Origin of the sequence: uncultured Phascolarctobacterium sp. (genome assembly GCF_958349595.1) — a bacterium.
Lineage (GTDB): Bacteria > Bacillota > Negativicutes > Acidaminococcales > Acidaminococcaceae > Phascolarctobacterium.
On sequence record NZ_CATWDQ010000005.1, the window covers coordinates 111,900 to 134,728 of the forward strand.

22 protein-coding genes, 1 tRNA gene and 1 pseudogene are annotated in these 22,829 nt (G+C 44.0%); 3 read left to right on the forward strand and 21 right to left on the reverse strand.

Annotation, left to right across the window (positions count from 1 at the left end):
• Position 1: 1 nt before the first annotated feature.
• The 7 genes from Q4G98_RS05965 to Q4G98_RS05995 form a co-directional block, all read right to left on the reverse strand.
• Positions 2 to 1,312, reverse strand: coding sequence for a SpoIID/LytB domain-containing protein (locus Q4G98_RS05965; RefSeq protein WP_298565120.1), 1,311 nt, complete (start codon positions 1,310 to 1,312; stop codon positions 2 to 4).
• Positions 1,313 to 1,336: 24 nt separating this feature from the next.
• Positions 1,337 to 1,885, reverse strand: a complete 549-nt coding sequence (locus Q4G98_RS05970) for an epoxyqueuosine reductase QueH (protein WP_293661024.1) — start codon at positions 1,883 to 1,885, stop codon at positions 1,337 to 1,339.
• Between the two features lie 4 nt (positions 1,886 to 1,889).
• Positions 1,890 to 2,897, reverse strand: a complete 1,008-nt coding sequence (gene ruvB / locus Q4G98_RS05975) for a Holliday junction branch migration DNA helicase RuvB (RefSeq protein WP_293548014.1) — start codon at positions 2,895 to 2,897, stop codon at positions 1,890 to 1,892.
• The gene (ruvA, locus tag Q4G98_RS05980) at positions 2,897 to 3,505 is read right to left on the reverse strand and encodes a Holliday junction branch migration protein RuvA (protein WP_293661021.1); all 609 of its coding nucleotides are present in this window, start codon (positions 3,503 to 3,505) and stop codon (positions 2,897 to 2,899) included. Before ruvA ends, ruvB begins: the two co-directional genes overlap by 1 nt.
• Positions 3,506 to 4,000 (reverse strand): crossover junction endodeoxyribonuclease RuvC, encoded by a 495-nt coding sequence (ruvC, locus tag Q4G98_RS05985; RefSeq protein ID WP_177562038.1) that lies wholly within the window; start codon positions 3,998 to 4,000, stop codon positions 3,506 to 3,508.
• A gap of 68 nt (positions 4,001 to 4,068) precedes the next feature.
• Positions 4,069 to 4,809: a YebC/PmpR family DNA-binding transcriptional regulator gene (locus Q4G98_RS05990; RefSeq protein ID WP_177562035.1), complete on the reverse strand. Its 741-nt coding sequence runs from the start codon at positions 4,807 to 4,809 to the stop codon at positions 4,069 to 4,071.
• A 171-nt stretch (positions 4,810 to 4,980) separates the two neighbouring features.
• Positions 4,981 to 5,925, reverse strand: a complete 945-nt coding sequence (locus Q4G98_RS05995; protein WP_298565128.1) for a nitronate monooxygenase — start codon at positions 5,923 to 5,925, stop codon at positions 4,981 to 4,983.
• 245 nt (positions 5,926 to 6,170) lie between these two features.
• Here Q4G98_RS05995 and ilvD point away from each other — a divergent pair, with 245 nt between their 5' ends.
• On the forward strand, positions 6,171 to 7,847 hold the full coding sequence (gene ilvD, locus Q4G98_RS06000; RefSeq protein WP_298565130.1) for a dihydroxy-acid dehydratase: 1,677 nt from the start codon (positions 6,171 to 6,173) through the stop codon (positions 7,845 to 7,847).
• Between the two features lie 52 nt (positions 7,848 to 7,899).
• On the opposite strand, the gene Q4G98_RS06005 is transcribed toward ilvD, so the two are convergent.
• A complete protein-coding gene (locus tag Q4G98_RS06005) occupies positions 7,900 to 8,091 on the reverse strand; it encodes a hypothetical protein (protein WP_177562029.1) in 192 nt (63 codons plus the stop codon).
• 74 nt (positions 8,092 to 8,165) lie between these two features.
• Positions 8,166 to 8,813, reverse strand: coding sequence for a hemolysin III family protein (locus tag Q4G98_RS06010; RefSeq protein WP_177562027.1), 648 nt, complete (start codon positions 8,811 to 8,813; stop codon positions 8,166 to 8,168).
• A 356-nt stretch (positions 8,814 to 9,169) separates the two neighbouring features.
• On the opposite strand from Q4G98_RS06010, the gene Q4G98_RS06015 reads away from it, so the two are divergent.
• Positions 9,170 to 10,021: a pirin family protein gene (locus Q4G98_RS06015; RefSeq protein WP_366917012.1), complete on the forward strand. Its 852-nt coding sequence runs from the start codon at positions 9,170 to 9,172 to the stop codon at positions 10,019 to 10,021.
• Positions 10,022 to 10,127: 106 nt separating this feature from the next.
• On the opposite strand, the gene Q4G98_RS06020 is transcribed toward Q4G98_RS06015, so the two are convergent.
• The 5 genes and pseudogenes from Q4G98_RS06020 to Q4G98_RS06035 form a co-directional block, all read right to left on the reverse strand.
• Positions 10,128 to 10,202 (reverse strand) — tRNA-Ile (locus Q4G98_RS06020).
• Positions 10,203 to 10,278: 76 nt separating this feature from the next.
• Complete coding sequence (rpoD, locus tag Q4G98_RS06025; RefSeq protein WP_367119688.1) at positions 10,279 to 11,322, reverse strand: RNA polymerase sigma factor RpoD; 1,044 nt, start codon at positions 11,320 to 11,322, stop codon at positions 10,279 to 10,281.
• A gap of 162 nt (positions 11,323 to 11,484) precedes the next feature.
• A pseudogene (locus Q4G98_RS12390) lies at positions 11,485 to 11,862 on the reverse strand (RNA polymerase sigma factor region1.1 domain-containing protein); the annotation flags it as partial.
• Between the two features lie 41 nt (positions 11,863 to 11,903).
• On the reverse strand, positions 11,904 to 13,685 hold the full coding sequence (dnaG, locus tag Q4G98_RS06030; protein ID WP_298565138.1) for a DNA primase: 1,782 nt from the start codon (positions 13,683 to 13,685) through the stop codon (positions 11,904 to 11,906).
• A 104-nt stretch (positions 13,686 to 13,789) separates the two neighbouring features.
• On the reverse strand, positions 13,790 to 14,776 hold the full coding sequence (locus tag Q4G98_RS06035) for a deoxyguanosinetriphosphate triphosphohydrolase (RefSeq protein WP_293718758.1): 987 nt from the start codon (positions 14,774 to 14,776) through the stop codon (positions 13,790 to 13,792).
• Between the two features lie 80 nt (positions 14,777 to 14,856).
• Between Q4G98_RS06035 and Q4G98_RS06040 the strand changes: the two genes are divergently transcribed.
• Complete coding sequence (locus Q4G98_RS06040; protein WP_298565142.1) at positions 14,857 to 15,318, forward strand: organic solvent tolerance protein OstA; 462 nt, start codon at positions 14,857 to 14,859, stop codon at positions 15,316 to 15,318.
• 46 nt (positions 15,319 to 15,364) lie between these two features.
• Here Q4G98_RS06040 and Q4G98_RS06045 read toward each other — a convergent pair whose 3' ends face one another.
• The 7 genes from Q4G98_RS06045 to Q4G98_RS06075 all read right to left on the reverse strand — a co-directional run bounded on the left by Q4G98_RS06045 (position 15,365) and on the right by Q4G98_RS06075 (position 22,623).
• Positions 15,365 to 16,183, reverse strand: coding sequence for a pyruvate, water dikinase regulatory protein (locus Q4G98_RS06045; RefSeq protein WP_366780858.1), 819 nt, complete (start codon positions 16,181 to 16,183; stop codon positions 15,365 to 15,367).
• Positions 16,176 to 16,838: a helix-turn-helix transcriptional regulator gene (locus Q4G98_RS06050; RefSeq protein WP_177561709.1), complete on the reverse strand. Its 663-nt coding sequence runs from the start codon at positions 16,836 to 16,838 to the stop codon at positions 16,176 to 16,178. Before Q4G98_RS06050 ends, Q4G98_RS06045 begins: the two co-directional genes overlap by 8 nt.
• 147 nt (positions 16,839 to 16,985) lie before the next feature.
• Complete coding sequence (locus Q4G98_RS06055) at positions 16,986 to 18,506, reverse strand: PucR family transcriptional regulator (RefSeq protein WP_298565145.1); 1,521 nt, start codon at positions 18,504 to 18,506, stop codon at positions 16,986 to 16,988.
• A gap of 247 nt (positions 18,507 to 18,753) precedes the next feature.
• Positions 18,754 to 20,073 (reverse strand): short-chain fatty acid transporter, encoded by a 1,320-nt coding sequence (locus tag Q4G98_RS06060; RefSeq protein ID WP_177561705.1) that lies wholly within the window; start codon positions 20,071 to 20,073, stop codon positions 18,754 to 18,756.
• Between the two features lie 35 nt (positions 20,074 to 20,108).
• Complete coding sequence (locus Q4G98_RS06065; protein ID WP_298565148.1) at positions 20,109 to 21,296, reverse strand: thiolase family protein; 1,188 nt, start codon at positions 21,294 to 21,296, stop codon at positions 20,109 to 20,111.
• A 2-nt stretch (positions 21,297 to 21,298) separates the two neighbouring features.
• Positions 21,299 to 21,973, reverse strand: coding sequence for a 3-oxoacid CoA-transferase subunit B (locus Q4G98_RS06070; RefSeq protein WP_298565151.1), 675 nt, complete (start codon positions 21,971 to 21,973; stop codon positions 21,299 to 21,301).
• The gene (locus tag Q4G98_RS06075; protein ID WP_293660993.1) at positions 21,970 to 22,623 is read right to left on the reverse strand and encodes a CoA transferase subunit A; all 654 of its coding nucleotides are present in this window, start codon (positions 22,621 to 22,623) and stop codon (positions 21,970 to 21,972) included. The genes Q4G98_RS06070 and Q4G98_RS06075 overlap by 4 nt, the downstream gene beginning before the upstream one ends.
• Between the last annotated feature and the right edge of the window lie 206 nt (positions 22,624 to 22,829).

Genomic DNA, 22,829 nt, shown 5'->3' on the forward strand with positions numbered 1-22,829 from the left:
TTCAGTAAAATTTTTCAACTCTGGTATTTGTATAATAATGAGTCAAAATTTCTTTATAATAGTCCCTGCTCCGCGGTGGAGCACTATTAGCCATACCACGCGCTCCCCATTGTGAAAGGCCCAGTCCGGATCCCTGCCCGCGGCCTTTAAAAGTTATCATCTCACCTTTTTCGCCACTGACAAAATGCAGATCCTTTAAAATATCTTTAAAGCTGACGCCTCGCTCACTTACTTTTATCGGGACTTCCTTTCTCCCAATTTCGATGCCATAGGGATTTTCAATCGGTATCTCGATCGAATTTGGAACCGGACGGCTGACCTGTACCTCAAAAAAAGTACTGTTAAGGCCCAGCAATTCCTGTACCTGCGTTCCTGTCAAAAGAACTGTTCCATCACTGCCGCTGAACAGCATTTCCTGTGCACGTCCACTGGCAGTGCGGTCATTACCAAACATCTTACTGCCGCCTTCCAGTGGTGATAAACGTATGCTTTCAAGCTTCCCGACCGCATGTCCATGAGTCGCCAGCCGTCGTTCGATCTCGCTGGCCGGCAATGCTTTCTCCCAGTTATACATAGGCGCATCCCAGTCATAATCCTTTACGCTGCGCAGGTACGGCACATAGCGTCCCCAAACATCGCTGCTGTTCTCAGTCTGACCGCCGCCGCTTTGATGATAGACAGCCTCAATTGGCCGGCCATTATAGGTAACTATCATTCCCGCAGTAGCATCAACCAGTTTATTGATAGCTGGTTTCTCAGCCGCCAGTCCATAATAGTCCTGACCTTCTTCACTGGCCTTTAAGTCATAACCTAAACGGCTGCGATTTCCCAGCCTGTTATAAGCCAGTGATCTTGACGCGACAACCTGAGCTTTGATAGCTTCGTCAGGGAAAATCACAGGTATCTCTTCGCCTGCGACACTATATAAATACTGCTCTAAAGGCAGTATATTTACCACATCTAAAGTCTTACCGTCAGCTGCAATACGTATTTCAAAACTGCCTCGATAGGCTTTTTTATTCACTTCAATGGGCTTACTATCTTCTTTAACTGTAAAAAGTAAGCTTTTAGCACCAAACTTCTGGGCTCCCAAATTAACAGTACCGCCCTCAGCATTGACAAAATAGCGGTCAGGCTTCAAAACACTTACTTCACCTGTAGCTGGCACACTTACCATCAGTTCATCCTCACAGCTAATCTCAGCTGCAAACTGACTATGCACAACAGCAACGGCAATATCCGGCACCGCAGCCATTACTATACCACAGTTCAGGCACAACAGCAATGTGACAAGCAGCAGCATTTTTTTCATGAGGATGCTCCCTTCTTAAAAAAATCAACCTGATTTAACCTTAGGTTTCTTCTCATAACGGTCACGTTCACTAAATACGCAGCCACAGTACGGCTGGCGGTACAGTTCAAGCTCCAAGCTAATATCTACACCACGCTGATAGCCTGCGCGAAAATCTTCATAGTAAAAGGAAATATCAAATTCCTTTGCAGCTTCCTCTGCCATTTGTATGATCAGTTCATGCTTCTGATACGGACTGACCAATAAAGTAGTCGAGAACGCATCATAACCGTTTTCTTTGGCATAGCTGGCCACATAACGCATTCTCACTCTGTAACAGTAGGCACAGCGTATTGTCGGTTCAGCCAGCATCCCCTGCACACAATCCTCTAAAGGATAACTTTTATCTACGATCAGCTTATAACGCTTTTTCTCACATAACTCACGTAAAGCATTTAACCGCCGTTTGAATTCTTTATAAGGATGGATATTAGGATTAAAATACAAAACATCAAAAGCCTTACCGTCAGCCAGCAGCTTTTCTGCAGGATAGCATGCGCATGGGCCGCAGCAGGCATGTAATAATAACTTCATAACCTCATCCCTTTTCCGGAAACGGAACACCCAGATACCGATACGTTTCACGTGTGGCGATCCGTCCACGTGGAGTACGCTGCAGCAATCCCAACTGCATCAGATATGGCTCGATCACATCCTCGATCGTATCTGTTTCTTCACTTACTGCCGCCGCAATAGTCTCGATACCAACAGGTCCGCCGCCGAAAGTTTTAACGATCGTTTGCAAAATGCGGCGATCATTGCGGTCCAAGCCATAACGGTCAACCTCTAAACGTGCCAAAGCTTCATCCGCCATTTGTCCCGTAATCACCGCGGCACCTGACACCTGCGCAAAATCGCGCACACGTTTCAGTAAGCGGTTCGCTACACGCGGCGTACCACGACTGCGGCGCGCAATCTCCTCTGCCCCGTCTGCTGCAATCTCTACACCTAAAATCTCGGCAGCGCGTGTAATAATAAATTGTAATTCATCCGGTTTATAAAACTCCAGCCGGCACTGCACACCAAAGCGGTCACGCAAAGGTGCCGCAATAGCCCCCAAACGCGTTGTCGCACCAATAAGAGTAAACTTTGGTAAATCCAGGCGTACACTGCGCGCGCTTGGCCCTTTACCGATAATAATATCCAGCGCATAATCCTCCATAGCAGAATAAAGAATCTCTTCCACAGTTTTGGATAAGCGGTGGATCTCATCAATAAAAAGCACGTCATTATCACCCAAATTAGTCAAAATTGCCGCCAGATCTCCCTGCCGCTCAATGGCTGGTCCAGAGGTGACACGAATATTAACATTCAATTCATTAGCGATAATATTTGCTAAAGTCGTTTTACCAAGGCCAGGCGGCCCAAATAAAAGCACATGATCCAATGCCTCTTTACGGTCGGCGGCAGCCTTGATAAATACTTCCATATTCTGTTTTACCTGGTTCTGCCCGATATATTCGGCCAGACGGCGAGGCCGCAGGCTATATTGCCATACATCAGCATCCTGCTCCTGTCCGGTAATAATTCTTTCTTCCGGCTGCATTATTTCCTCCCGGCAAACACTTTAAGTGCCTGCTTGATGATTGCCTCACTGGTCAGTTCGGTATAATTCGGAATCTGTTTTAAAGCGGGCATAATCTCCGAATTAGAATATCCTAAAGCACATAATGCTTCAATAGCTTCATCAACAGCGGCACTGCCGCCGCTCAAAGCAGCATCAGCAAAGCTGCCGACGTCATCGCCGCCAATGCTGCCTACTTTATCTTTTAATTCCAAAAGCAGACGCTCAGCCGTCTTTTTACCAATGCCGGGCAGTTTTGTTAAAACTTTCAGGTCACGGCTTTGCACCGCCAGATAAAAGTCATCAGGCTTTACCGCCGACAAAATTCCTAAAGCAACTTTGGGGCCGACACCGCTGACACCCAAGAGCAATAAAAACAAATTATAATATTCCTGATTCAGAAAACCAAACAGCAAAATAGCATCCTCGCGCACAGCCATATAAGTGTGCACTTTAGCGTCTGTTCCTACAGCAAGTTGTCCCAAATGAGCCGCAGGCATAAAGACCCTGTAGCCAACACCGCTGTTAGTTTCCAACAAACAATATTCATTTGCCAGATAGGCCACCTTTCCTTTAATTGATCCAATCATTTATTTCAACTCCTGCCATCTTCTTGTAGCCGCCGTATGCAGCCCGCAGATCGCAACTGCCAAAGCATCAGCGACATCGTCCGGTTTAGGTTTAGTACGAATATTTAAAAGACGCTGCACCATAAAAGTTACCTGCTCTTTATTGGCGCCGCCGTAACCTACAACCGCCTGCTTGATCTGCATCGGGGTAAATTCCGTGATCGGTATGCCGCGGTTAGCTGCTGTTAAAAGCGCAACGCCGCGAGCCTGACCAACGCTTATCGCCGTCGTTACATTACGGTTAAAAAACAATTGTTCGACGCTCATCACATCTGGACGATATTCATCCAACAAAACATTCAGTTCATCGTAGATCTTTTTCAACCGCAGCTCAGGCAGCATATCCTTATCCGTGAACACAGCTCCATAATGAATCGGAGTCAGTTTATTCCCTACCATTTCCACCAGGCCAAAGCCGCAGATAGCAGTACCAGGATCAATTCCAATTGCCAGCATCTCTTCGTACTCCCTCCTGATTATGATAGAAAGCAGGCAGGCCTTGGTAAGCCTGCCTGTCACACAATTTATTCTTCGTCTTCTTCGGGCAGGTCAGCGTTTGTATAAACGTCCTGCACATCATCCAGGTCTTCCAATGCCTCAAGCATTTTCCTGACTTTAACAACGTCTTCGTCAGACAGCTCTGCCATTGTATCAGGAATCATTGCGATCTCAGACATCATGACTTCAATATTATTATCAGCAAGAGCTTTTTCAACAGCATCAAAATCCTCAGGGGCTGTAACTATCTCAAAACCTTCTTCCTCAGCTTTGACATCCTCCGCGCCTGCATCTAACGCTACCAGCATCAAATCATCTTCTGTATAACCGGACTCGCTGTCGATACTGAAAACGCCCTTACGTTTAAACATCCAGTTCACACAACCGGTCTCACCCATATTACCGCCATATTTAGAAAATACATGGCGTACATCAGCTGCAGTACGGTTACGGTTATCAGTCAAAGTGCTTACCATCACGGCAACACCTGCAGGACCGTAACCTTCATAAGTAATTTCTTCATAATTGGAAGCATCCGCAGCACCCTGACCTTTTTGGATCGCGCGCTGGATATTATCTTTAGGAACATTATTAGCTTTAGCTTTTGATAAAGCCAGTTTCAATTTCATATTGCCGGTAGGGTCAGGGCCACCCATTCTGACCGCGATCGTGATCTCACGGCCGATTTTAGTAGTAATCTGACCGCGTGCTGCGTCAGCCTTACCCTTTTTGTGTTTGATGTTTGCCCATTTTGAATGTCCGGACATTGTCTAATTCCCCCTAAATCTTTAAACCTTACAAAATTGCAAGATATTTTTACCATAATATTATACTATAGAGCCCTTATTTATTCAAATCATTTTCGTATCTATATATTACAGATACACAAAACGCAGCCGAAGTTATCCCCGGCTGCGTTCTTCAACTAATTGCCATACTTACAGCACAATATTCTTTGCATTAGCTAAAGTCGCTCTTGCTTCAGCTATCAGTCTTTCCATCACTTCAGCACATGGCAGAATATCATTTAAAACATTCAGGCTTTGCCCTACTAAAACCGCACCATGAACTATATCGCCTTCCACAGCGCCCAAACGGTTTGTTCCTGTTGCAAAATCATTTAACTCCTGCTGTGGAGCACCGCTGCATTCTTTTTCCAAATATTCTTTGGTAAACTCATTTTTCAGACAACGTACAGCATTATTGCGCGAAAAACCAGTTACGGCAGAATCGGTGTCAGTAGCCTTAATAATTGCTTCTTTAGCTTTGGGATGAGTAGGACATTCATCCGTCAAAATAAAACGCGATCCCATCTGCACACCGTCAGCCCCCATCAAGAGCGCTGCCGCAATTCCACGCCCATCCGAAATACCGCCTGCCACCAAAACAGGTACCTTTTTGATCAAAGGCAATACATTCGTCATCAAAGCCATAGTTGTCTGCTGACCAATATGTCCGCCGCCTTCCATACCCTCGATGACCATTGCGTCGACACCTGCTTCTTCAACACGTTTTGCTAATTTAACGCTGGGAACCACAGGAATTACTTTAATACCTGCGGAATGGAATTTTTCGATATGAGGAACGGGATTACCTGCGCCTAAAGTCACAAAAGCAACTTTTTCTTCACAAACAACATCAATAATTTCCGCAATATTAGGAGCCATCAGCATGATATTGACACCGAAAGGCTTAGCTGTCAAATCTTTGGCTTTTCGAATCTCATCGCGAGTCCATTCTACAGTCCGTCCTCCAGTAGCAATGATGCCTGCGCCGCCTGCATTGGATACAGCAGCTGCCAGATTAGCATCTGAAGTCCAGGCCATACCACCCTGGATAACAGGATACTTGATTCCTAAAAGCTCCGTAATCTTTGTTTTCATATATCACACCTCTTAACTTAAATTTTATTATGCAAATCTATTACCTTTATATTATATAATACTCTTCTGTTACTTGGCTACCTAAAAAGTTCCTTATAGTGTAAAAAAACAGTGAAATAATAGCTTACACAATTATCTGTTAAATTGACATTTTTCGTAAAATACCGTAAAATTTTTTTAATATCCATATACGTGGATAGATAGACAGATAAAAGATACATTTAAGGGAAAGAGGTTATCAAATCATGCGTAGTGAAGAAGTAAAGCTCGGTTCTACCCGGGCAGCTCACCGCTCTTTATTTTATGCGATGGGTTACACTGAAGAAGATTTAAAAAAACCGCTTATCGGCGTAGTTAACGCCCAAAACGAAATAATCCCAGGCCATATGCACCTCGACCAGATCGCCAAAGCTGTCAAACATGGTATTTTAGCGGTTGGCGGTACGCCTATCGAGTTTCCTGCCATCGGCATCTGCGACGGCATTGCCATGGGCCATAACGGCATGAAATATCCTCTTGCCAGCCGTGAGCTGGTAGCCGACAGCATTGAAGCCGTAGCAAACGGTCATGCATTTGACGGCCTTGTGCTTATTCCTAACTGTGATAAAATCGTGCCGGGCATGCTGATGGCCGCAGCGCGTCTCAATATTCCCGCAATCGTTGTCAGCGGTGGCCCAATGCTTCCCGGCCGCCTTAATGGAACCGATATCAGCGTTTCTACTGTTTTTGAAGCAGCAGGACGTTTTGAAGCAGGCAAGATCGACAAAGCTGAGCTCAGCGTCATCGAACACGCCGCCTGCCCCGGCTGCGGCAGCTGTTCCGGTTTGTTCACTGCCAACACTATGAATTGTCTGACCGAAGTGCTTGGTATGGGCTTACCTGGCAACGGCACAATTCCAGCTGCTTATCAGGGAGCACGTATCGCTCTTGCCAAACGTGCTGGAGCTAAAATCATGGATCTGGTTGCTCAAAACCTGTGTCCCCGCGAAATTATGACTATGGCTGCTTTTGAGAATGCAATAACTGTCGATATGGCAATTGGCGGTTCTTCCAACACTGCTTTGCATTTGCCTGCTATTGCCCACGAAGCCGGTCTGGAATTACCTTTGGAGCTTTTCGACAAAATCAGCAAAAACACTCCTTATCTGACTAAACTCAGCCCCGGCGGCAGTCATCACATTATCGACCTTAATGAAGCAGGCGGCATCAACGCAGTAATGCACGAGCTCAGCAAACTTGATTTGCTGCATAAAGACGCCAAATCAGTTACTGGACTGACTATAGGTGAAAATTTTGCCAACGCTGTTATTACCCGTCCTGATGTTATTCACAGCGTTGAAAATCCTTATCGTAAAACAGGCGGCATCGCTGTACTCAAAGGCAATATCGCACCGGACTGCAGTGTAGTTAAAGAAAGCGCAGTTGCTGAAGAAATGCTTGTCCACTCCGGACCTGCCAAAGTCTACGATTCTGAAGATGATGCCATTGCAGCGATCTGCGGCAAGCAAATAGAAAAAGGCGACGTCGTCGTTATCCGTTATGAGGGACCAAAAGGCGGCCCCGGTATGCGTGAAATGCTCAATCCCACTTCGGTGCTGGCTGGCATGGGTCTCGATAAAGACGTGGCACTTCTTACTGACGGCCGTTTTTCAGGAGCCACGCGCGGAGCCTGCATCGGTCATATCTCACCGGAAGCTCGCGAAGGCGGCAATATCGCCCTCATACAAAACGGCGATATTATCGAAATAGATATCCCCAACCGTACTTTAAACGTCAAAGTATCGGACGAAGAACTGGCCAAACGACGTGCAGCCTGGATCTGCCCGCCCCCCAAAGTAACCAGCGGTTACCTGGCCCGTTACGCAGCGCTGGTTTCTTCCGCTGCTACAGGCGCTGTGCTTAAAGTGCCTGGCCAAAAATAAAATTATACACTTAACACATAAAAAAAGAACGCCATACGGCGTTCTTTTTTTATTATTTATCCTTATCCGAATCGTCTTTATTATTTTTATCTCTATAAATTCTGAAAGCACTGCGAAACACCAGAAAAAAACATAATAAAAGCGTTGTTATATCGCCGCCGTCAGAAGTGTCGAAATGAAAGCGCCGCAGCACGAAAATATAAAGAAAAATCACAAAAATTATAGTATAATCCTGCTGCTTCATGCTCATCACCTCATCTGTTATTACCTGCTGATTTTATTATAACATCACTTAAGATAAATACAGCTTTTTATTATTTACAAGACAAAATACAAAACAAAAAAATAATGTAAAGCGCTGCCTGCCATCACAAATAAATGCCAGACCGGATGCATAAATCTGTGTTTTTTATCCGCATAGAAAAATATACCTATCGTGTAGGCCAATCCTCCGCTGACCAACAGTGTCAACGCATCTGCAGAAAGCATCCGCCAAAGGTACGGTAAGGCAATAATAACAGACCAACCCATAAACACATACAGCAGCAATGAAAGTTTTTTCCATTTGTTTAAACTTATAGCATTAAGCGTGATCCCAACTACTGTCAGCAATAAATTTATGCCCAATAGCCGCCACCCCAACTCAGGCGGCAACAAAACAAGGCAAATAGGCACATAACTGCCCAAAATCAAAAGAAAAATCGAACAATGATCCAGCACCTGAAATATTTTTTTCGCCGTATTATTTGTTAAAGCATGATACAAAGTAGACATTAGATAAAGAAAAATCAGGCAGAAGCCATATATTGAAGCGCTGACAACACCGCTGACGCTGCTGTTATACGCTGCATAAACAATCAGAATAACAGTGCCAATAACAGCGAGCAGCGTACCGATACCATGTGAGACCGCGTTAGCAATTTCTTCACCCAGTGACTGTCTGTTCAGGCTATTTAAATTAGTCATATAATCACCTCCAGCTTACTTAGTAAATTATAACACTATCTATCAAAAAAAGTGTGACAAGAAGGTTAATCCCTTATTTTATTTCTTAAATCAGTTTCTAAAATAACTAATCGCACTATTTTTCCAAACATAATCGAAATAATCAGCAAAGCATATTATAGCTGCGCAGCAATGAGCAATAACGCTGCCAACAAATTATTTCTTCTAAAAACAATTATTTTAACCTTTCCCTCTGTTTTTTAACCATTGCTTAATTCCTATTTGTTTAATATGATTAGTAAAAGAAACAGAATTAAACTTAAATGAATTTCTTTAAATTTTATAGTGCAGCTTTTTACAGGAAAGGAATGATTTTTATGACAATGAGACAAATAAAAAAATTAACAACTGGACAGCAGGCCATCGATGGCGCAGGCGTACATCTTACACGTGTATTAGGTCACGATACAGTAATAGACTATGATCCCTTCTTAATGCTTGATTCATTTGATTCGCATAATCCAGCTGATTATATCAAAGGCTTCCCCTTCCACCCTCACAGAGGTATCGAAACAATTTCTTATCTTGTACAGGGAGAAATGACACATCAGGACAGTTTAGGCAACAAGGGAACTATCCGCAGCGGCGAAAGTCAGTGGATGACTGCCGGCAGCGGCATCATGCACCAGGAGATGCCTCAGGCCAGTAAACATATGCTTGGTGTCCAGCTTTGGTTGAATCTTCCTCAAAAAGAAAAAATGACTGAACCAACATATTTTGACATTACCGGTCACATGATTGGTATCAAAAAAACGGACACTGCCACAATTCATGTGCTTGCCGGAGAATACGACGGTGTAAAAGGCGTCGAACCACCACATATCAAAGCAACTATTTATGATGTAGAATTACAGGCTGGTAAGACCATAACGCTGCCAACAAAACCCGAAGACAATGTATTCGTCTTCTTGATTACAGGTAATGCAATAATAGACGGCAGTAATATTTCAGAAAAAACTGCCGTTTTATTCGGTAAGGGAGATACAGTTTCCATCACTGCTGAGGAAAATAAATCTTTACGTTTTATACTGTGTGCCGCAAAACCTCTAAACGAACCAGTAGCATGGGGTGGCCCGATTGTTATGAATACACGTGAAGAACTGAATGAAAGCTTTAAGGAGCTTGATAAAGGAACTTTTATCAAACATAATGCAGCCCATCTTGGGTAGTCCCACTACCTGGTTTTGGTACTACATTTTTACCAGAACGCCTTTATATTGGTAACCCAATGACATAAAAAAGCCGCAACCTTTGGTTGCGGCTTACTTTTTTGTTTGGTGGGCCCAGCTGGGTTCGAACCAGCGACCAACCGGTTATGAGCCGGTGGCTCTACCACTGAGCTATAGGCCCATAGTACCTTGTGTTGCCTCAATGGTCAACAGTAATATTCTAAACAAATTCGGTCTGCTTGTCAAGCTAAACCAGCTTATTCTAAAAAGTCTTTCAGCCTTTTGCTGCGGCTCGGATGGCGCAGTTTACGCAAAGCTTTGGCTTCAATCTGACGAATACGTTCTCTGGTTACACCAAAATGCTGACCAACTTCCTCCAAAGTACGGGAACGTCCATCTTCCAGACCAAAGCGTAATTCCAAAACTTTCTTTTCGCGTACAGTCAATGTTTCCAGTACTTCTTCCAGCTGTTCACGCAATAGGGTAAACGAAGCAGCATCAGCAGGTGCCGGCGCATCATGATCTTCAATAAAATCTCCCAAGTGCGAATCTTCTTCCTCACCGATAGGCGTTTCCAAAGATACGGGCTCCTGTGCGATTTTCATGATTTCACGCACTCGATCAACCGTAGTATCCATTTCCTTGGCAATCTCTTCCGGCATAGGCTCACGGCCAAGTTCCTGCAACAGCTGACGGGATACGCGAATAAGCTTATTGATTGTTTCTACCATATGTACTGGGATGCGAATAGTACGGGCCTGATCCGCAATTGCACGGGTAATGGCCTGACGAATCCACCATGTAGCATAGGTACTGAATTTAAAGCCTTTATTATAATCAAATTTTTCTACTGCTTTGATAAGCCCAAGATTACCTTCCTGAATCAGATCCAAAAACAGCATTCCACGTCCAACGTAACGTTTAGCGATACTGACGACCAAACGAAGGTTAGCTTCTGACAAACAGCGTTTTGCTGCTTCGCCTTCTTCGAAAACTTCTTCCAGAAGTTTTCCGTAATCTTCTTCCAATGCCATATAACTGTCAAAAACAGCTGCATCAGTCTCTTCAGGCAAACGACGCTTGATTTCGTCCAGCAAAGTCTTGATTTCAAACAGGGCATGTACTTCTTTATCACTGGTTTGGCGATCAACTACCATTTTATCGCAGTCAGGAATCATTACATTGTGTTCCTGCATCATACGCTGCAAATGCAAGCGTTCATCTTTAGTAAACTCCACGATAAGATCCTGATACTCCGCCAACGTACATGGCTTACCTGCCGCTGCAGCTCGGGCAATAATTCCAAGAACTTTTTCTACACTGCGCACTTCGCAGCTTCTATGTTCCTGTTCCAAATGTTTCTTGATTTTTTTAATCAGAGTAGCAGTTTTTTCTTTACCACTGTAAGCAGGCACTAAAGCTGCCGGTAAAGAAGAATTCATCAGACGTTCTGCCTGTTTGCCCTTATCCATACGTTTGGCAAGTTTGATTTCATCTTCACCGATCAGAAGCGGTACACGACCTATTTCTTTAAGGTACATCCTGACAGGGTCGTCGATGCTTACCCCCTCAGGAACACTGAGGTTAGCCAACTCAGCTTCATTGATCTCTTCAGTATCATCCTCAGTAACAGGCAATACATCGTCATCACTGTTTTCATCGACTACGTCGATACCTTTTTGAGCAATCAGCTCATACATACTGTCCATATCGTCCGGAGTCATATCTTCTACGTTTTGCATAGAATCCATAATTTCACGATAAGTGAGAACACCGCCGTGCGATTTGCCTTTAAGTAATAATTCTTCTACCTGATCGGCAGAAATTTTAGTGTTAGCCATGGTGTTCCCTCCTTTCGTCTCTTAATAATTGCTGTTGTTTTTTAATATAATTTTTTAATTTCATTTTTAATTTTCTGGCTTTCTGCAAGCTCCTGCAAAAAGCGGTTATCCCCCAAACGTTCATATTCGTCGGCGCGTAGTCGGTGCTCCTCATAGCGTCGTTCCAAAGCGCCCCTGCGCATCTGCCGCAGGCAGTCGTCTACTAGTTTTTCACCGTTTGCATCCGCAATCTCTTTTGCCATGATCTGAGCCAGCTCGGTCGCAGCCTCACTTGACAACTCTGTAAACAGTTTGTCAGCAGAACTTTGTTTGCCGGCATCCAGCTGTTTCAGCAACTCTTCATAGATTTCTCCACGAACTTTTGATATAAAACCAACATCTACGATTTTATCTCTGTAAACAAATGCCAAATCGGTATTTTTTAAAATAACGTAAAGCAAAAGCTGCTCTGCCTGATCCTCGGCAGAAAGTACGCTGGTCGGTCTCTGCCATGCAGACGCACTATCTCTCCGTTCATTCTTGCGGCTTAGCTTACGGTATTCACTCATGATGAGCCCTTCGTCAATAGTCAGACGCTGGGCCAGCGTTTTGATATGCTGTGCAACCTCGATCTCATTTTTGCACTCTAGTAGGAATGGTAGTATATTCGACACAGCTTCGACTTTTCCTGCTAAATTTGAAACATTATTTTGAGAAATAACATACTGCATCTGAAATTCTATACCTGAAACAGCTGTTGCAATCAGCTGCAGATAAGCATCTTTACCGTGTTTACGCACAAATTCATCAGGATCTTTCCCATCCGGTACCACTAATACCCTGACTTTAAGCCCGGCCTCTTTAGCAATACTTACAGCACGTACAGTTGCCCTTTGTCCTGCTGCGTCACTGTCGTATGAAAAGACTACTTCATCGGCAGCGCGGGCTAGGAGTTTTGCCTGTTCCTGCGCAAAAGCCGTGCCCATCGAGGCAACAGTCCAGTCTATACCGCAAGCATGCAGGCTGATAGCATCCATATAGCCTTCCACAATCACAGCCTGGCGGCGTTTTTTTATTTCCTTTAACGCCACGTTCATCCCGAATAACAGGGTCCTTTTATTAAACCATTCTGTCTCACCGGTATTCATATATTTTGCCGTCTGCTGAGCATTCTGCTCTAAAATACGGCCGCCAAAACCTACCACATGTCCACGTGGGTCCTGAATAGGTATCATCACTCTGCCGCGAAACTTATCCATCGGGCCTCGGTCATAATTTACAGCCAATCCAGCCTGTACCAGCAGACCGGCACTGCAGCCGCGTTTTCCAAGCGCAGAAAGCAGCGCGTTATAATTCGGCAATGCCACCCCTATAGAAAACCTTTCGATGATCTCAGGAGTAATACCGCGCCCTGCAAGGTAATCCTGTGCTTTTATACCATAGTCAGTCTTAGTCAGACAAGCCTGAAAAAAACGTGTTGCCAATTCATTAGCCGCAATGACCTGTTTGGCCTGTTTCTCACGTTCCAGTTCGGCCTTGGTCTTTTCCTTTTCCGGCACAGCAATACCTAATTTATTGGCCAGCAGCTTTAAAGCTTCGGGAAAAGTACAGTTTTCCATCTTCATCACGAATGTAAAAACATCACCGCCTACGTGACAGCCATAACAATAAAAAAAGTTCTTGTCCGGCGTTACGGAAAAGGACGGTGTTTTCTCTCCGTGAAAAGGACAGCAGCCCCAAAAACTGCCGCCACGCTTTTTTAGCGGTACATATTCGGAAATGATCTCGACGATATTAGCTTGGGAGCGAACCTGCTCTTTAAAATCATCAAACATACCACTCATAATTATTGCTCCTGTCACCTCAAATACCATCTGATTTATTATATTCCATATTTAACAAAAAAATCCTCTTTTTAATAGTAGATAATTTTAGCATTACGGCAAGTTTATATTATTGGAATATAGTGTTTATTAAATAGCTGCACAGCGCCGGCGTCAGTCAATCCACCCACAAAATCTACCACTGTCTGCTGCAGTCCAAAACGGTCAGTCAATTCGGCATACTCCTTTGGCAGAAGCTGCGGAGATACCATATATAGGTCCATTAGGGTTTTCACAACATGCTCTGCTTTGTTATGTTCAACAGTCAGTTGCGGTGAACAGTAAATATAATCAAACATAAAATCACGAAATTCTTCGAGAGCCTCTTCATAATATTTGTCGATAACGATCTGAGGTTTATTCAACGATAATTCCACAATATTGCGGACGAGCACATCTAAGATCTGGCTCGGCTCGGTCCCTAACCGCATAGCGACAATTCCCGGTAATTTTTCGGGACCGATAATCCCTACCTTGCAGCCATCGTCAAAATCATGGCACAGATAAGCAATACGGTCACACCGACGCACAACCTGCCCTTCAAGCGTTTTCGGCAGATTACTTCCTGTATGGTTCACGATAGCATCACGCACTTCACTGGTCAGATTCAACCCTTTGCCTTTCCTTCCGTATAGCTCCACCACCCGCAAGCTTTGCTCGTTATGCTTAAAATGTCCGGTATAAGTATTAATAGCTCTTTCCCCAGCATGCCCAAAAGGAGTATGCCCAAGGTCATGGCCTAAGGCGGCAGCTTCCGTAAGGTCTTCGTTAAGTCTCAAGGCTCTTGCAATGGTTCTGGCAATCTGTGACACTTCCATACTATGCGTCAGGCGCGTACGGTAATGGTCGCCAGGACACAAATATACCTGTGTTTTATGTTTCAACTTACGAAACGGCGTACTGTGAATGATCCTGTCACGATCACGCTGAAAAGCTGTCCGCAAATCATCAGCAGCTTCTTCCGTGTCACGCACTGCCTGCGAACTTTTAGCCGCCCAGGCCGCCAGTGTTTGCTGTTCGATATTCTCACTTATTTTTCTTACTGATAACATTATTCTTCACCTTTATTTCACTTTCAAGCATTGTCACCAGGCGCATTAAGTAATATAATTACACATGTGAGGTGAACCGAATGAAAAAATTTTTTCTCTTTGTTTTGATGCTGCTCTTAGTTCCTGCAATTTGTCTGGCCGAACCGCAGGTAACCAGCGATAAACAAACCTTTAACCCTTTTACAGGCGTTTATGATCTGCAGGGCAACGTCCACGTTGAAATCGGTGACCGCATTATCACCGGCGACGCTGCACAGGTAAGTATGTATAAACTTGAAGTACATGGTCAGGGTAATATCACCCTGCGCGAAGGAGATATCACTTTTGATTGTGATACTGTTGATGTATACGGCAAAGAAAAAACAGCCTATGTTTCCGGAAATATGCATTTTACGCAAGGAGACCTGATTATCCGCGCTGATACCGGCAGTTTTAACTGGGGCACAAAAAACGCTGTCTTCAACGGCAATGTAATCGTTAATGGTGAACCCAAAAGCGGCGAAGTTATTTACAATGTCCGCGAAAAAGTTTTTGTAAATTAATTTTACAGTTTAAATAACCCTCGCTCAAGCGAGGGTTATTTTTTATTTAATGACGATCCTTATTTTTCTGCACATACTCCAAGATCATACCGGCAGTTTCTTCGATCGCACGGTTAGAGACATTAATGATAGTACAATGCAGACGACGCATGATTCCTTTTGCATATTCAAGCTCTTCATTGATGCGTTTGACATCGGCATAAGCAGCGCCATCAGTCAATCCCATAGTTTTCAGACGCTCACTGCGGATCTCATTAAGTTTAAACGGATCGATCAATAACCCGATGATTTTATGCGGCGGGACTTTGAATAATTCTTCCGGCGGCATTATTTCCGGCACCAGCGGTACGTTGGCAACTTTGATTTGTTTATGCGCCAAATACATACTGAGCGGTGTTTTAGAAGTTCTGGATACCCCGATAATAACAACGTCAGCTTTGGCCAATCCCAGCGGATTTTTACCGTCATCATACTTAACGGCAAATTCAACTGCTTCAACACGTTTAAAATATTCATGATCCAACGCATGAATCAACCCGGCCTGATTTTTAGGCAGCAGACCGGAAGTTTTCTCAATAGCTTTAAGCATTGGTCCTAAAACATCGACAACTTCTACATCATGCTCCATTGCTTTATGAGCAATATGTTCGCGTAATTCAGGGGAAACTACTGTATAGCAGATAATGCCATTATTTTCTTTAGCCTCTTCGATGACCTTTTCCACCTGCGCCTTATCTTTAACATAAGGAACACGGATCACATCAAATTTTTCCTGCACAAATTGGCTGGTAGTAGCTTTTACAACAGACTCCGCGGTTTCACCTATAGAGTCGGAAACTGCATAGATAATCGGTAACTTAGCTATGATAATTGCCTCCTTTGCCCTCTGCCAGATCTACTAACAGCCGGGTAAAATTAGTTTTAGTGATACGACCAACAACTTCGTAACTGCGCTTATCCTCACCTACACATCTGACAACCGGCAGACAGTCAATTTCATTATCAATGATTTTACGTGCTGCCGACGCTACCGAATCCTCCTGCTTGACTACAATCAGTTTCGACAACGGCGTCATAACCATTACAACAGGGATTTCACGCAAGTCACTGCCATTATTGATAGCGGCTTTCAGCAAGTCCTTCCGCGATACTACACCTACCAAAAGTCCAGCTTCATCCAGAACAAATACCGTTCCCACATCCTCCAGGAACATGGTTACAACAGCTTCATAAGCACTTTTATCCTGATTGACCGCTACCGGCACAGATTGCAGATCACGTACAAGGATGCCGGAAATTTCTTCCATCAACATCCCCAGCGTATTCTTCCCCGTAAAATAATAACCAACTTTCGGACGCGCATCTAAAATACCGCCCATAACTAAAATCGCCAGATCTGAACGCAGAGCCGCACGAGTTACGTTCAGACGTTCAGCAATATGTTCGCCCGTGATAGGCCCGTCCTGGCGCACGATCTCGGCAATACGTTTCTGTCTGTTACTTAACGAAATTGTCCTCACACCCTTCCGAACTTCCAGTAATATTTTCCTATATTTATATAGTATACGCTATTTTATGAAAAATCCCTGCTTTTGGTCATAAATATTTTCAAAAGTATACAAAAATGGCAGAGCCAAATTTTGGCCCTGCCATTTACTAAAATATCTCTATAACTGTTCATGCTCCATCCTCTGAATCATGATACATATCAGCAAAAAATAACGGTCAGTCATTTTAAAATAATTTTTTTGTGTTATTTCCCTGATTTTACCCAACCGATAACGCAGAGTGTTGATATGGATATGCTGCCTTTCCGCAGCATCCTCCAAACTGTTTTCCTGCAGCGCCGCAGTCAGCGTATCCAAGAGACTGGCTTGATAACGCCTGTCATATTCCAGCAGCTTATCAAGCACCGTCGACTTAATAAAATTATACTCCGCCGTATTACGGCAATGCATCAGCAAACTGAACGGCAGCCATTCCTCGGCTTTACGAACTCCGGAAATATGTAATTTATATAAAAGACTGATAACGTTGACAGACATCTCATAATGCTCTTTGATCTGCCCAAGCTCTGTAAATTCCGGTGATATTACCGCCACAGCCACCTTGTTCTGCTCTTTATTATATTTCTTGAATATATTGACGATTGCAAGCGCAGCTTTACTGTCACACAGTAATATATAAAACTTTTCCTCTTCGATCAAAAATTTATTCAGTAAATAATAACGTATGTCGTGACTGCCCTTAGAAAATAAAACCAAATTATAAGCTTCGTGTTGATTAAAACCCAAACCGGTAAGTTTTTCAGCGATAACCTCACCTTGCGTGATCGCACCATTTTTTATTTCTTTCCAAAAGCGTTCCACCGTTTTCTGCAGCGTTTCATAATGATCCCATAGCTTGATCGCCAGAAAAGAAGCACCCTGCTGCCCGATCAAACGTTCTTTTTCTGTCAGGGGCCCAGCAGCAGCAATAACAAACTGTCCCACCAACTGATTACGCGCATAACATTCAAAAACATGCAGCTCATCTATACAAAAACCTGCGTCAGTATATATTCTTTCTTTAAAACCGGCTTTGATTTTTTCTATCCAATCCAAAAAATCCTGTTTGCGTATGCCTCGTTTACCCCAGGAAGCAAGCAGCTTGCCTTCGTGATTCAGGCAAAAACAACTTTTATGTAACTGGTTCCCCAGAACATTCACTAATGAAGCCAAATCATCTGAGTTCAATGATGTATGAATAAGCTTTTGATAATTTTTTTCTACTTCAATCAACATATTCGTTTGATAATTTTGAATCTCAGAAGTAATCGTCTGTACCAGTTCTCTAAACTTGACGGCCGTTTTCACTTCAAACACCGGCAGCTGATACTGGTCTGCCAACTGCAATATTTTCAGCGGTATCTTATCGATAAAACGTCCTGTTTTGATGCCTATTGCAGATATCCGGGGCGCAAGTTTTTGAAAAGCGATTTCCTGCAGTTCAGGATTTTTACTGAAAGCATACCAGGTAGTAAGAACAAACTCACCTCCTGTTACCCATTCGTATAAATCCGGGCCTTCCATAATCGTCACATGTGTTATCTGATTATTAAGATTTCCCTGCTTATTGACCAATATCACACGTTCGGCAAAATCTTTGATTTCCAATAATTCATTTAAGGTCACCATTTTCTTGGACATTCTCTCACCTGCTTTTCTGCTGCCATATATTTATTTTCTTATAAAACATCTTTATCAGGATTGTACTATCTAGTTAACTTTTTGGCAAATCCTGAACGCTGCCGGTCCCATAACAAGTTTTCTCTGCTAAAGCCAGAGCCTCTTCACTACAGGTATATCCAGCTCGGCTTCTGCAAAAATCCAACTATAAAAAATGTTGAGGCAACTAAACAAGTAGCCTCAACATTTTCCATCATTCACTATTCATTCACATAAAACTGAGTGCTACAAAAGTTCCACTGATGATAAGTCCGGAAACTATTGTCCAAATAACACAATATCCCATAATATCACGAGCTGATAACCCGGCAACACCTAAAAGCGGCAGCGCCCAGAAGGGTTGAATCTGATTAGTCCAGCCATCACCCCAGGCAAAAGCCATGATCGTCTGCGGAACATTTGCTCCCAGGGCCTCTGCTGCCTTCATCATGATCGGCCCCTGAATGGCCCACTGACCACCGCCGGAAGGAATAAAAATATTTACCAGGCCGGCAGACAGGAACGTATACAGAGGGAAAGTATGTGCGGTAGAGATATTAACAAACCATAAGGAAATCATATCTACAAGTCCTGACGCTGTCATCATGCCTGACATACCGGCATAAAGCGGGAATTGCAGAATAATACCGCGGCTGGCACCGATGCCCTGCGACACAGCCTTTAAAAAAGTATTGGGACTGCTGTGCAGATATAAACCCAGCGTCAGAAAAATGAGAATAACCAGATTTAAATTCAAGTCGAAACCTATTTTAGAAAAGTTTGCACCTAAATAAATCAGAGGGAACAAACCGAACAAGGCATTGAGCCAGTAAGAATTTTCCAGCCGCTCCGCAAAAGTCATATCTTTTTTAGCAACAGGCACCTCTTGTTTTTCCGGTTCTTTTTCATAATATTCCACGATTTCGTTAGCCTGCGGTTTCATATTGAAATAGACAATAAACAGCATTATTACTATAACAAGCGTCATTATCAGATTCCAGCTGGAATACAGCGTCTCACTGACCGGAGTCAGCGGCAGCCCGAGTTTCTCCATAAAATTGCCCGGTGTTGCCGACACCAGCGGAATCGAAGAAGAAGGACCGCGGATAATTTCGCCGCCATAAGCAGCAGCTACCAGCAATGGAAAATGCAGACCTTTAACTTTTTTACCTACTTCTTTAGCCAGAACAGCACCGATTACCAAACCAAAGCCCCAGTTGATATAACAGGAAGCAATAGATACCAGTGCCGTCAGACCTAAAGCCTGCTGCGGAGTTTTAGGGATGCTGGTTACTTTGTTTAAAATCTTTTTCGCCAGCGGCGTCAAAGCCAAAACATAGCCTGTAAGCAGGACCAATACCATCTGCATCCCGAATACAAACATCGAAGAATAACCTTTGCCCCAATACTCGATCATTTGCAGAGCACTTTTATCCATTAAAAACATTCCACCAAAAAATACTACGAACGTTAAAAGAATTGCTAAAATAAAAGCATCCGGCAGATAATTCTGCACCATTTTCAAACAAAACCTAGTGAGAGCCTTCATTACTTTTCGCCTCCTTTACCCATTTTCATCTTCATTTACAGCAGCTCTAAAACTGTTGCCGATCCTAAACCACCGGCAATACATAAAGTTGCCAGCCCATATTTCACCTGTCTTTTTTTCATTTCATGCATCAAAGTTACTAAAATTCTTGCTCCGGAGCAGCCAATAGGATGCCCCAGTGCTATTGCACCGCCATTAACATTAACTATTTCCGGATCGAGCCCCAGTTCCTGAATAACTGCCAGCGACTGAGCGGCAAAAGCTTCGTTGATTTCAATAAGTCCCAGGTCTTCGATCTTAAGGCCTGCTCTTCGCAGGGCCAGTTTGGTTGCCGGTACAGGCCCCATGCCCATATAAGCCGGCGATACTCCTGCCGCCGCCTGACTGATGATTTTAGCGACAGGCTTTAACCCTGCTGCTAACGCCGCCTTTTCCTCTGCAACTAACAGCATGGCGCCGCCGTCATTTCTGCCTGACGAATTTCCTGCCGTAACAGTACCGTCTTTTTTAAAAGCGGCCTTAAGCTCAGCAAGTTTTGCCAGCGAAGACAACCGTGGATGCTCGTCTGTAGTAAATAATACTGTTTCTTTTTTGTTTTTAACAGGTACGGCAGTAATCTCGTCAGTAAATCTGCCGCTGGTAATAGCGTTATGAGCTTTACACTGACTTTCGTAAGCAAAACGATCCTGTGCCTCCCGGCTGATACCACATTTCTCAGCAATATTTTCTGCCGTCAACCCCATAGTAAGCGTTCCATACTGGTCTATCGGCTGCGAACGCGGCTGGCTTTCCGTATTTGGGTCCAGCAGGACGCCATTACCTACTGTATACCCTCTGCGTGCCTGCCTTAGATAGTATTGCGCATTACTCATGCTTTCCACGCCGCCGGCCAGTACAAAATCTGCATAACCGCACATGATTTCCTGCGCCGCATTATGCAAAGCCTGCATACCGGACCCACACTGCCTGTGGACAGTATAAGCCTGCAATTCTACGGGAAACCGCGCTATCAGTGCTGCTAGTCTGGCTATGTTAGGCTGATCGCTGCTCTGCTTGGCATGTCCCAAAATCACAGCATCAAGAAGTTTGGCGTCTAAACTGTTACGGTCACATATTTCTCTCAGCAGCAGCGCTGCCATCTCCTCCGGCTGCACAGACTGCATAGCTCCATTTAATTTGCCGATAGGAGTTCTTACCCCATCAATGATTACCGGTTGCTGCATTTTTACACCTCCCTTATCTGTATTTTTTCCGCCAGTTCATAATGCGCCGAGGTCATTGCCTGCATTTCATCCAGCGTTATATCAGAAGTATGCTCAGTTAAGAACATCTTGCCATCCTTAAATTTAAAAACTGCATATTCCGTAACCAGGGTATTAACAACGCCTATACCTGTCAGCGGCACGGTACAGCTTTTCACCAGTTTATGCTTACCATTTTTAGCTGTATGTGACGTCGCCACAATAACCTCTTTGACACCTACTACCAGGTCCATCGCTCCGCCCGGTCCTAAAACGCCTTTCCCAGGCAGTGCCCAATTAGCAAGATCCCCACGATCGTTGACCTGAATAGCCCCAATGACAGTAGCATCCATACGCCCGCTCCTGATCATCGCAAAGGATGTAGCACTGTCAAAATAACAGCAGCCGGGAGTTTCTGTAATTGGTTTGCGGCTGGCATTGATCAGGTTCGGTATTATTTCAGCTTCACTCCGTGGTTTAGGTCCTACGCCCAACATACCGTTTTCAGTTTGGATATAAAGCCGTTTCCCTGCCGGCAGATAATCAACAGCCAAAGTAGGGATACCTACGCCTAAATTCACAAAACCTCCATCAGGAAGCATTTCCGCAACCCTTTTAGCGATCCTCAACTTCACCTCTGCTTCTGATAGATTCTTCATAATACTTCACCTCGTTTCTGAGGCACCAGAACATCGACATAAATATAAGGTGTTACAATTTCTTCCGGTGAAAGCTGCCCAACCTCTACGATCTCTTCAACCTCCACGATCGTTAAAGACGACGCCGTTGCCATGAGAGGATTAAAATTTCTCGCAGTTCGTTCATAAACCAGATTTCCCATCCGATCGGCCTTTTTGGCATGCAGAATCGCCACATCTGCTCTTAGTGGATATGCCAATACATAAGTCTGCCCATCAATATTTTTAGTTTCGCAGTTTTCAGTAAGCTGAGTACCCACGCCTACCTTTGTATAAAACCCGCCAATACCGCAGCCGCCAGCCCGAATACTTTCGGCAAAGGTTCCCTGCGGCAGCATTTCCAGATTAAGTTTGCCTGCAAAATACAATTCTGCTGCTTCGGTATTATAAGTAAAATAAGTACCAATGGCTTTTTTTAATTTACCATTGCGAACCCAGCGCCCCAACCCAACGTTAGGCGTTCCCAGATCGTTAGCGATGACAGTCAGCTCCCGCACATCTGTTTCAGCAATCAAATCGATCAGTTCCTTTGGATTGCCGATATTGCCGAACCCTCCGATCATAACAACGTCCCCAGGCTTAACAAGCTTAACAGCCTCTTCCGCTTCCATAATCCTTGCTATGATAACCACCTCCGTCTTATTTCTTTGCTTTCAGTATACAAATCTCAAAGCGAAGCTTATATGTAGAAACCTACAAAAATAATCTGAGTTTTTTGCATTTTTGCACAAAAATAGCGCTAAGAACAAGTTATATAACTGTTCTTAGCGCTATAAAAAAATAACAGGACCGAATATTCGGTCCTGTTAAGTTAATT

What these genes read in the sequence shown, in the direction of transcription:
- Q4G98_RS05965 (WP_298565120.1), bottom strand. Translation starts at nt 1,312, where the DNA reads ATGAAAAAAATGCTGCTGCTTGTCACATTGCTGTTGTGCCTGAACTGT.
- Q4G98_RS05970 (WP_293661024.1), bottom strand. Translation starts at nt 1,885, where the DNA reads ATGAAGTTATTATTACATGCCTGCTGCGGCCCATGCGCATGCTATCCT.
- ruvB (WP_293548014.1), bottom strand. Translation starts at nt 2,897, where the DNA reads ATGCAGCCGGAAGAAAGAATTATTACCGGACAGGAGCAGGATGCTGAT.
- ruvA (WP_293661021.1), bottom strand. Translation starts at nt 3,505, where the DNA reads ATGATTGGATCAATTAAAGGAAAGGTGGCCTATCTGGCAAATGAATAT.
- ruvC (WP_177562038.1), bottom strand. Translation starts at nt 4,000, where the DNA reads ATGCTGGCAATTGGAATTGATCCTGGTACTGCTATCTGCGGCTTTGGC.
- Q4G98_RS05990 (WP_177562035.1), bottom strand. Translation starts at nt 4,809, where the DNA reads ATGTCCGGACATTCAAAATGGGCAAACATCAAACACAAAAAGGGTAAG.
- Q4G98_RS05995 (WP_298565128.1), bottom strand. Translation starts at nt 5,925, where the DNA reads ATGAAAACAAAGATTACGGAGCTTTTAGGAATCAAGTATCCTGTTATC.
- ilvD (WP_298565130.1), top strand. Translation starts at nt 6,171, where the DNA reads ATGCGTAGTGAAGAAGTAAAGCTCGGTTCTACCCGGGCAGCTCACCGC.
- Q4G98_RS06005 (WP_177562029.1), bottom strand. Translation starts at nt 8,091, where the DNA reads ATGAAGCAGCAGGATTATACTATAATTTTTGTGATTTTTCTTTATATT.
- Q4G98_RS06010 (WP_177562027.1), bottom strand. Translation starts at nt 8,813, where the DNA reads ATGACTAATTTAAATAGCCTGAACAGACAGTCACTGGGTGAAGAAATT.
- Q4G98_RS06015 (WP_366917012.1), top strand. Translation starts at nt 9,170, where the DNA reads ATGACAATGAGACAAATAAAAAAATTAACAACTGGACAGCAGGCCATC.
- dnaG (WP_298565138.1), bottom strand. Translation starts at nt 13,685, where the DNA reads ATGAGTGGTATGTTTGATGATTTTAAAGAGCAGGTTCGCTCCCAAGCT.
- Q4G98_RS06035 (WP_293718758.1), bottom strand. Translation starts at nt 14,776, where the DNA reads ATGTTATCAGTAAGAAAAATAAGTGAGAATATCGAACAGCAAACACTG.
- Q4G98_RS06040 (WP_298565142.1), top strand. Translation starts at nt 14,857, where the DNA reads ATGAAAAAATTTTTTCTCTTTGTTTTGATGCTGCTCTTAGTTCCTGCA.
- Q4G98_RS06055 (WP_298565145.1), bottom strand. Translation starts at nt 18,506, where the DNA reads ATGTCCAAGAAAATGGTGACCTTAAATGAATTATTGGAAATCAAAGAT.
- Q4G98_RS06060 (WP_177561705.1), bottom strand. Translation starts at nt 20,073, where the DNA reads ATGAAGGCTCTCACTAGGTTTTGTTTGAAAATGGTGCAGAATTATCTG.
- Q4G98_RS06065 (WP_298565148.1), bottom strand. Translation starts at nt 21,296, where the DNA reads ATGCAGCAACCGGTAATCATTGATGGGGTAAGAACTCCTATCGGCAAA.
- Q4G98_RS06070 (WP_298565151.1), bottom strand. Translation starts at nt 21,973, where the DNA reads ATGAAGAATCTATCAGAAGCAGAGGTGAAGTTGAGGATCGCTAAAAGG.
- Q4G98_RS06075 (WP_293660993.1), bottom strand. Translation starts at nt 22,623, where the DNA reads ATGGAAGCGGAAGAGGCTGTTAAGCTTGTTAAGCCTGGGGACGTTGTT.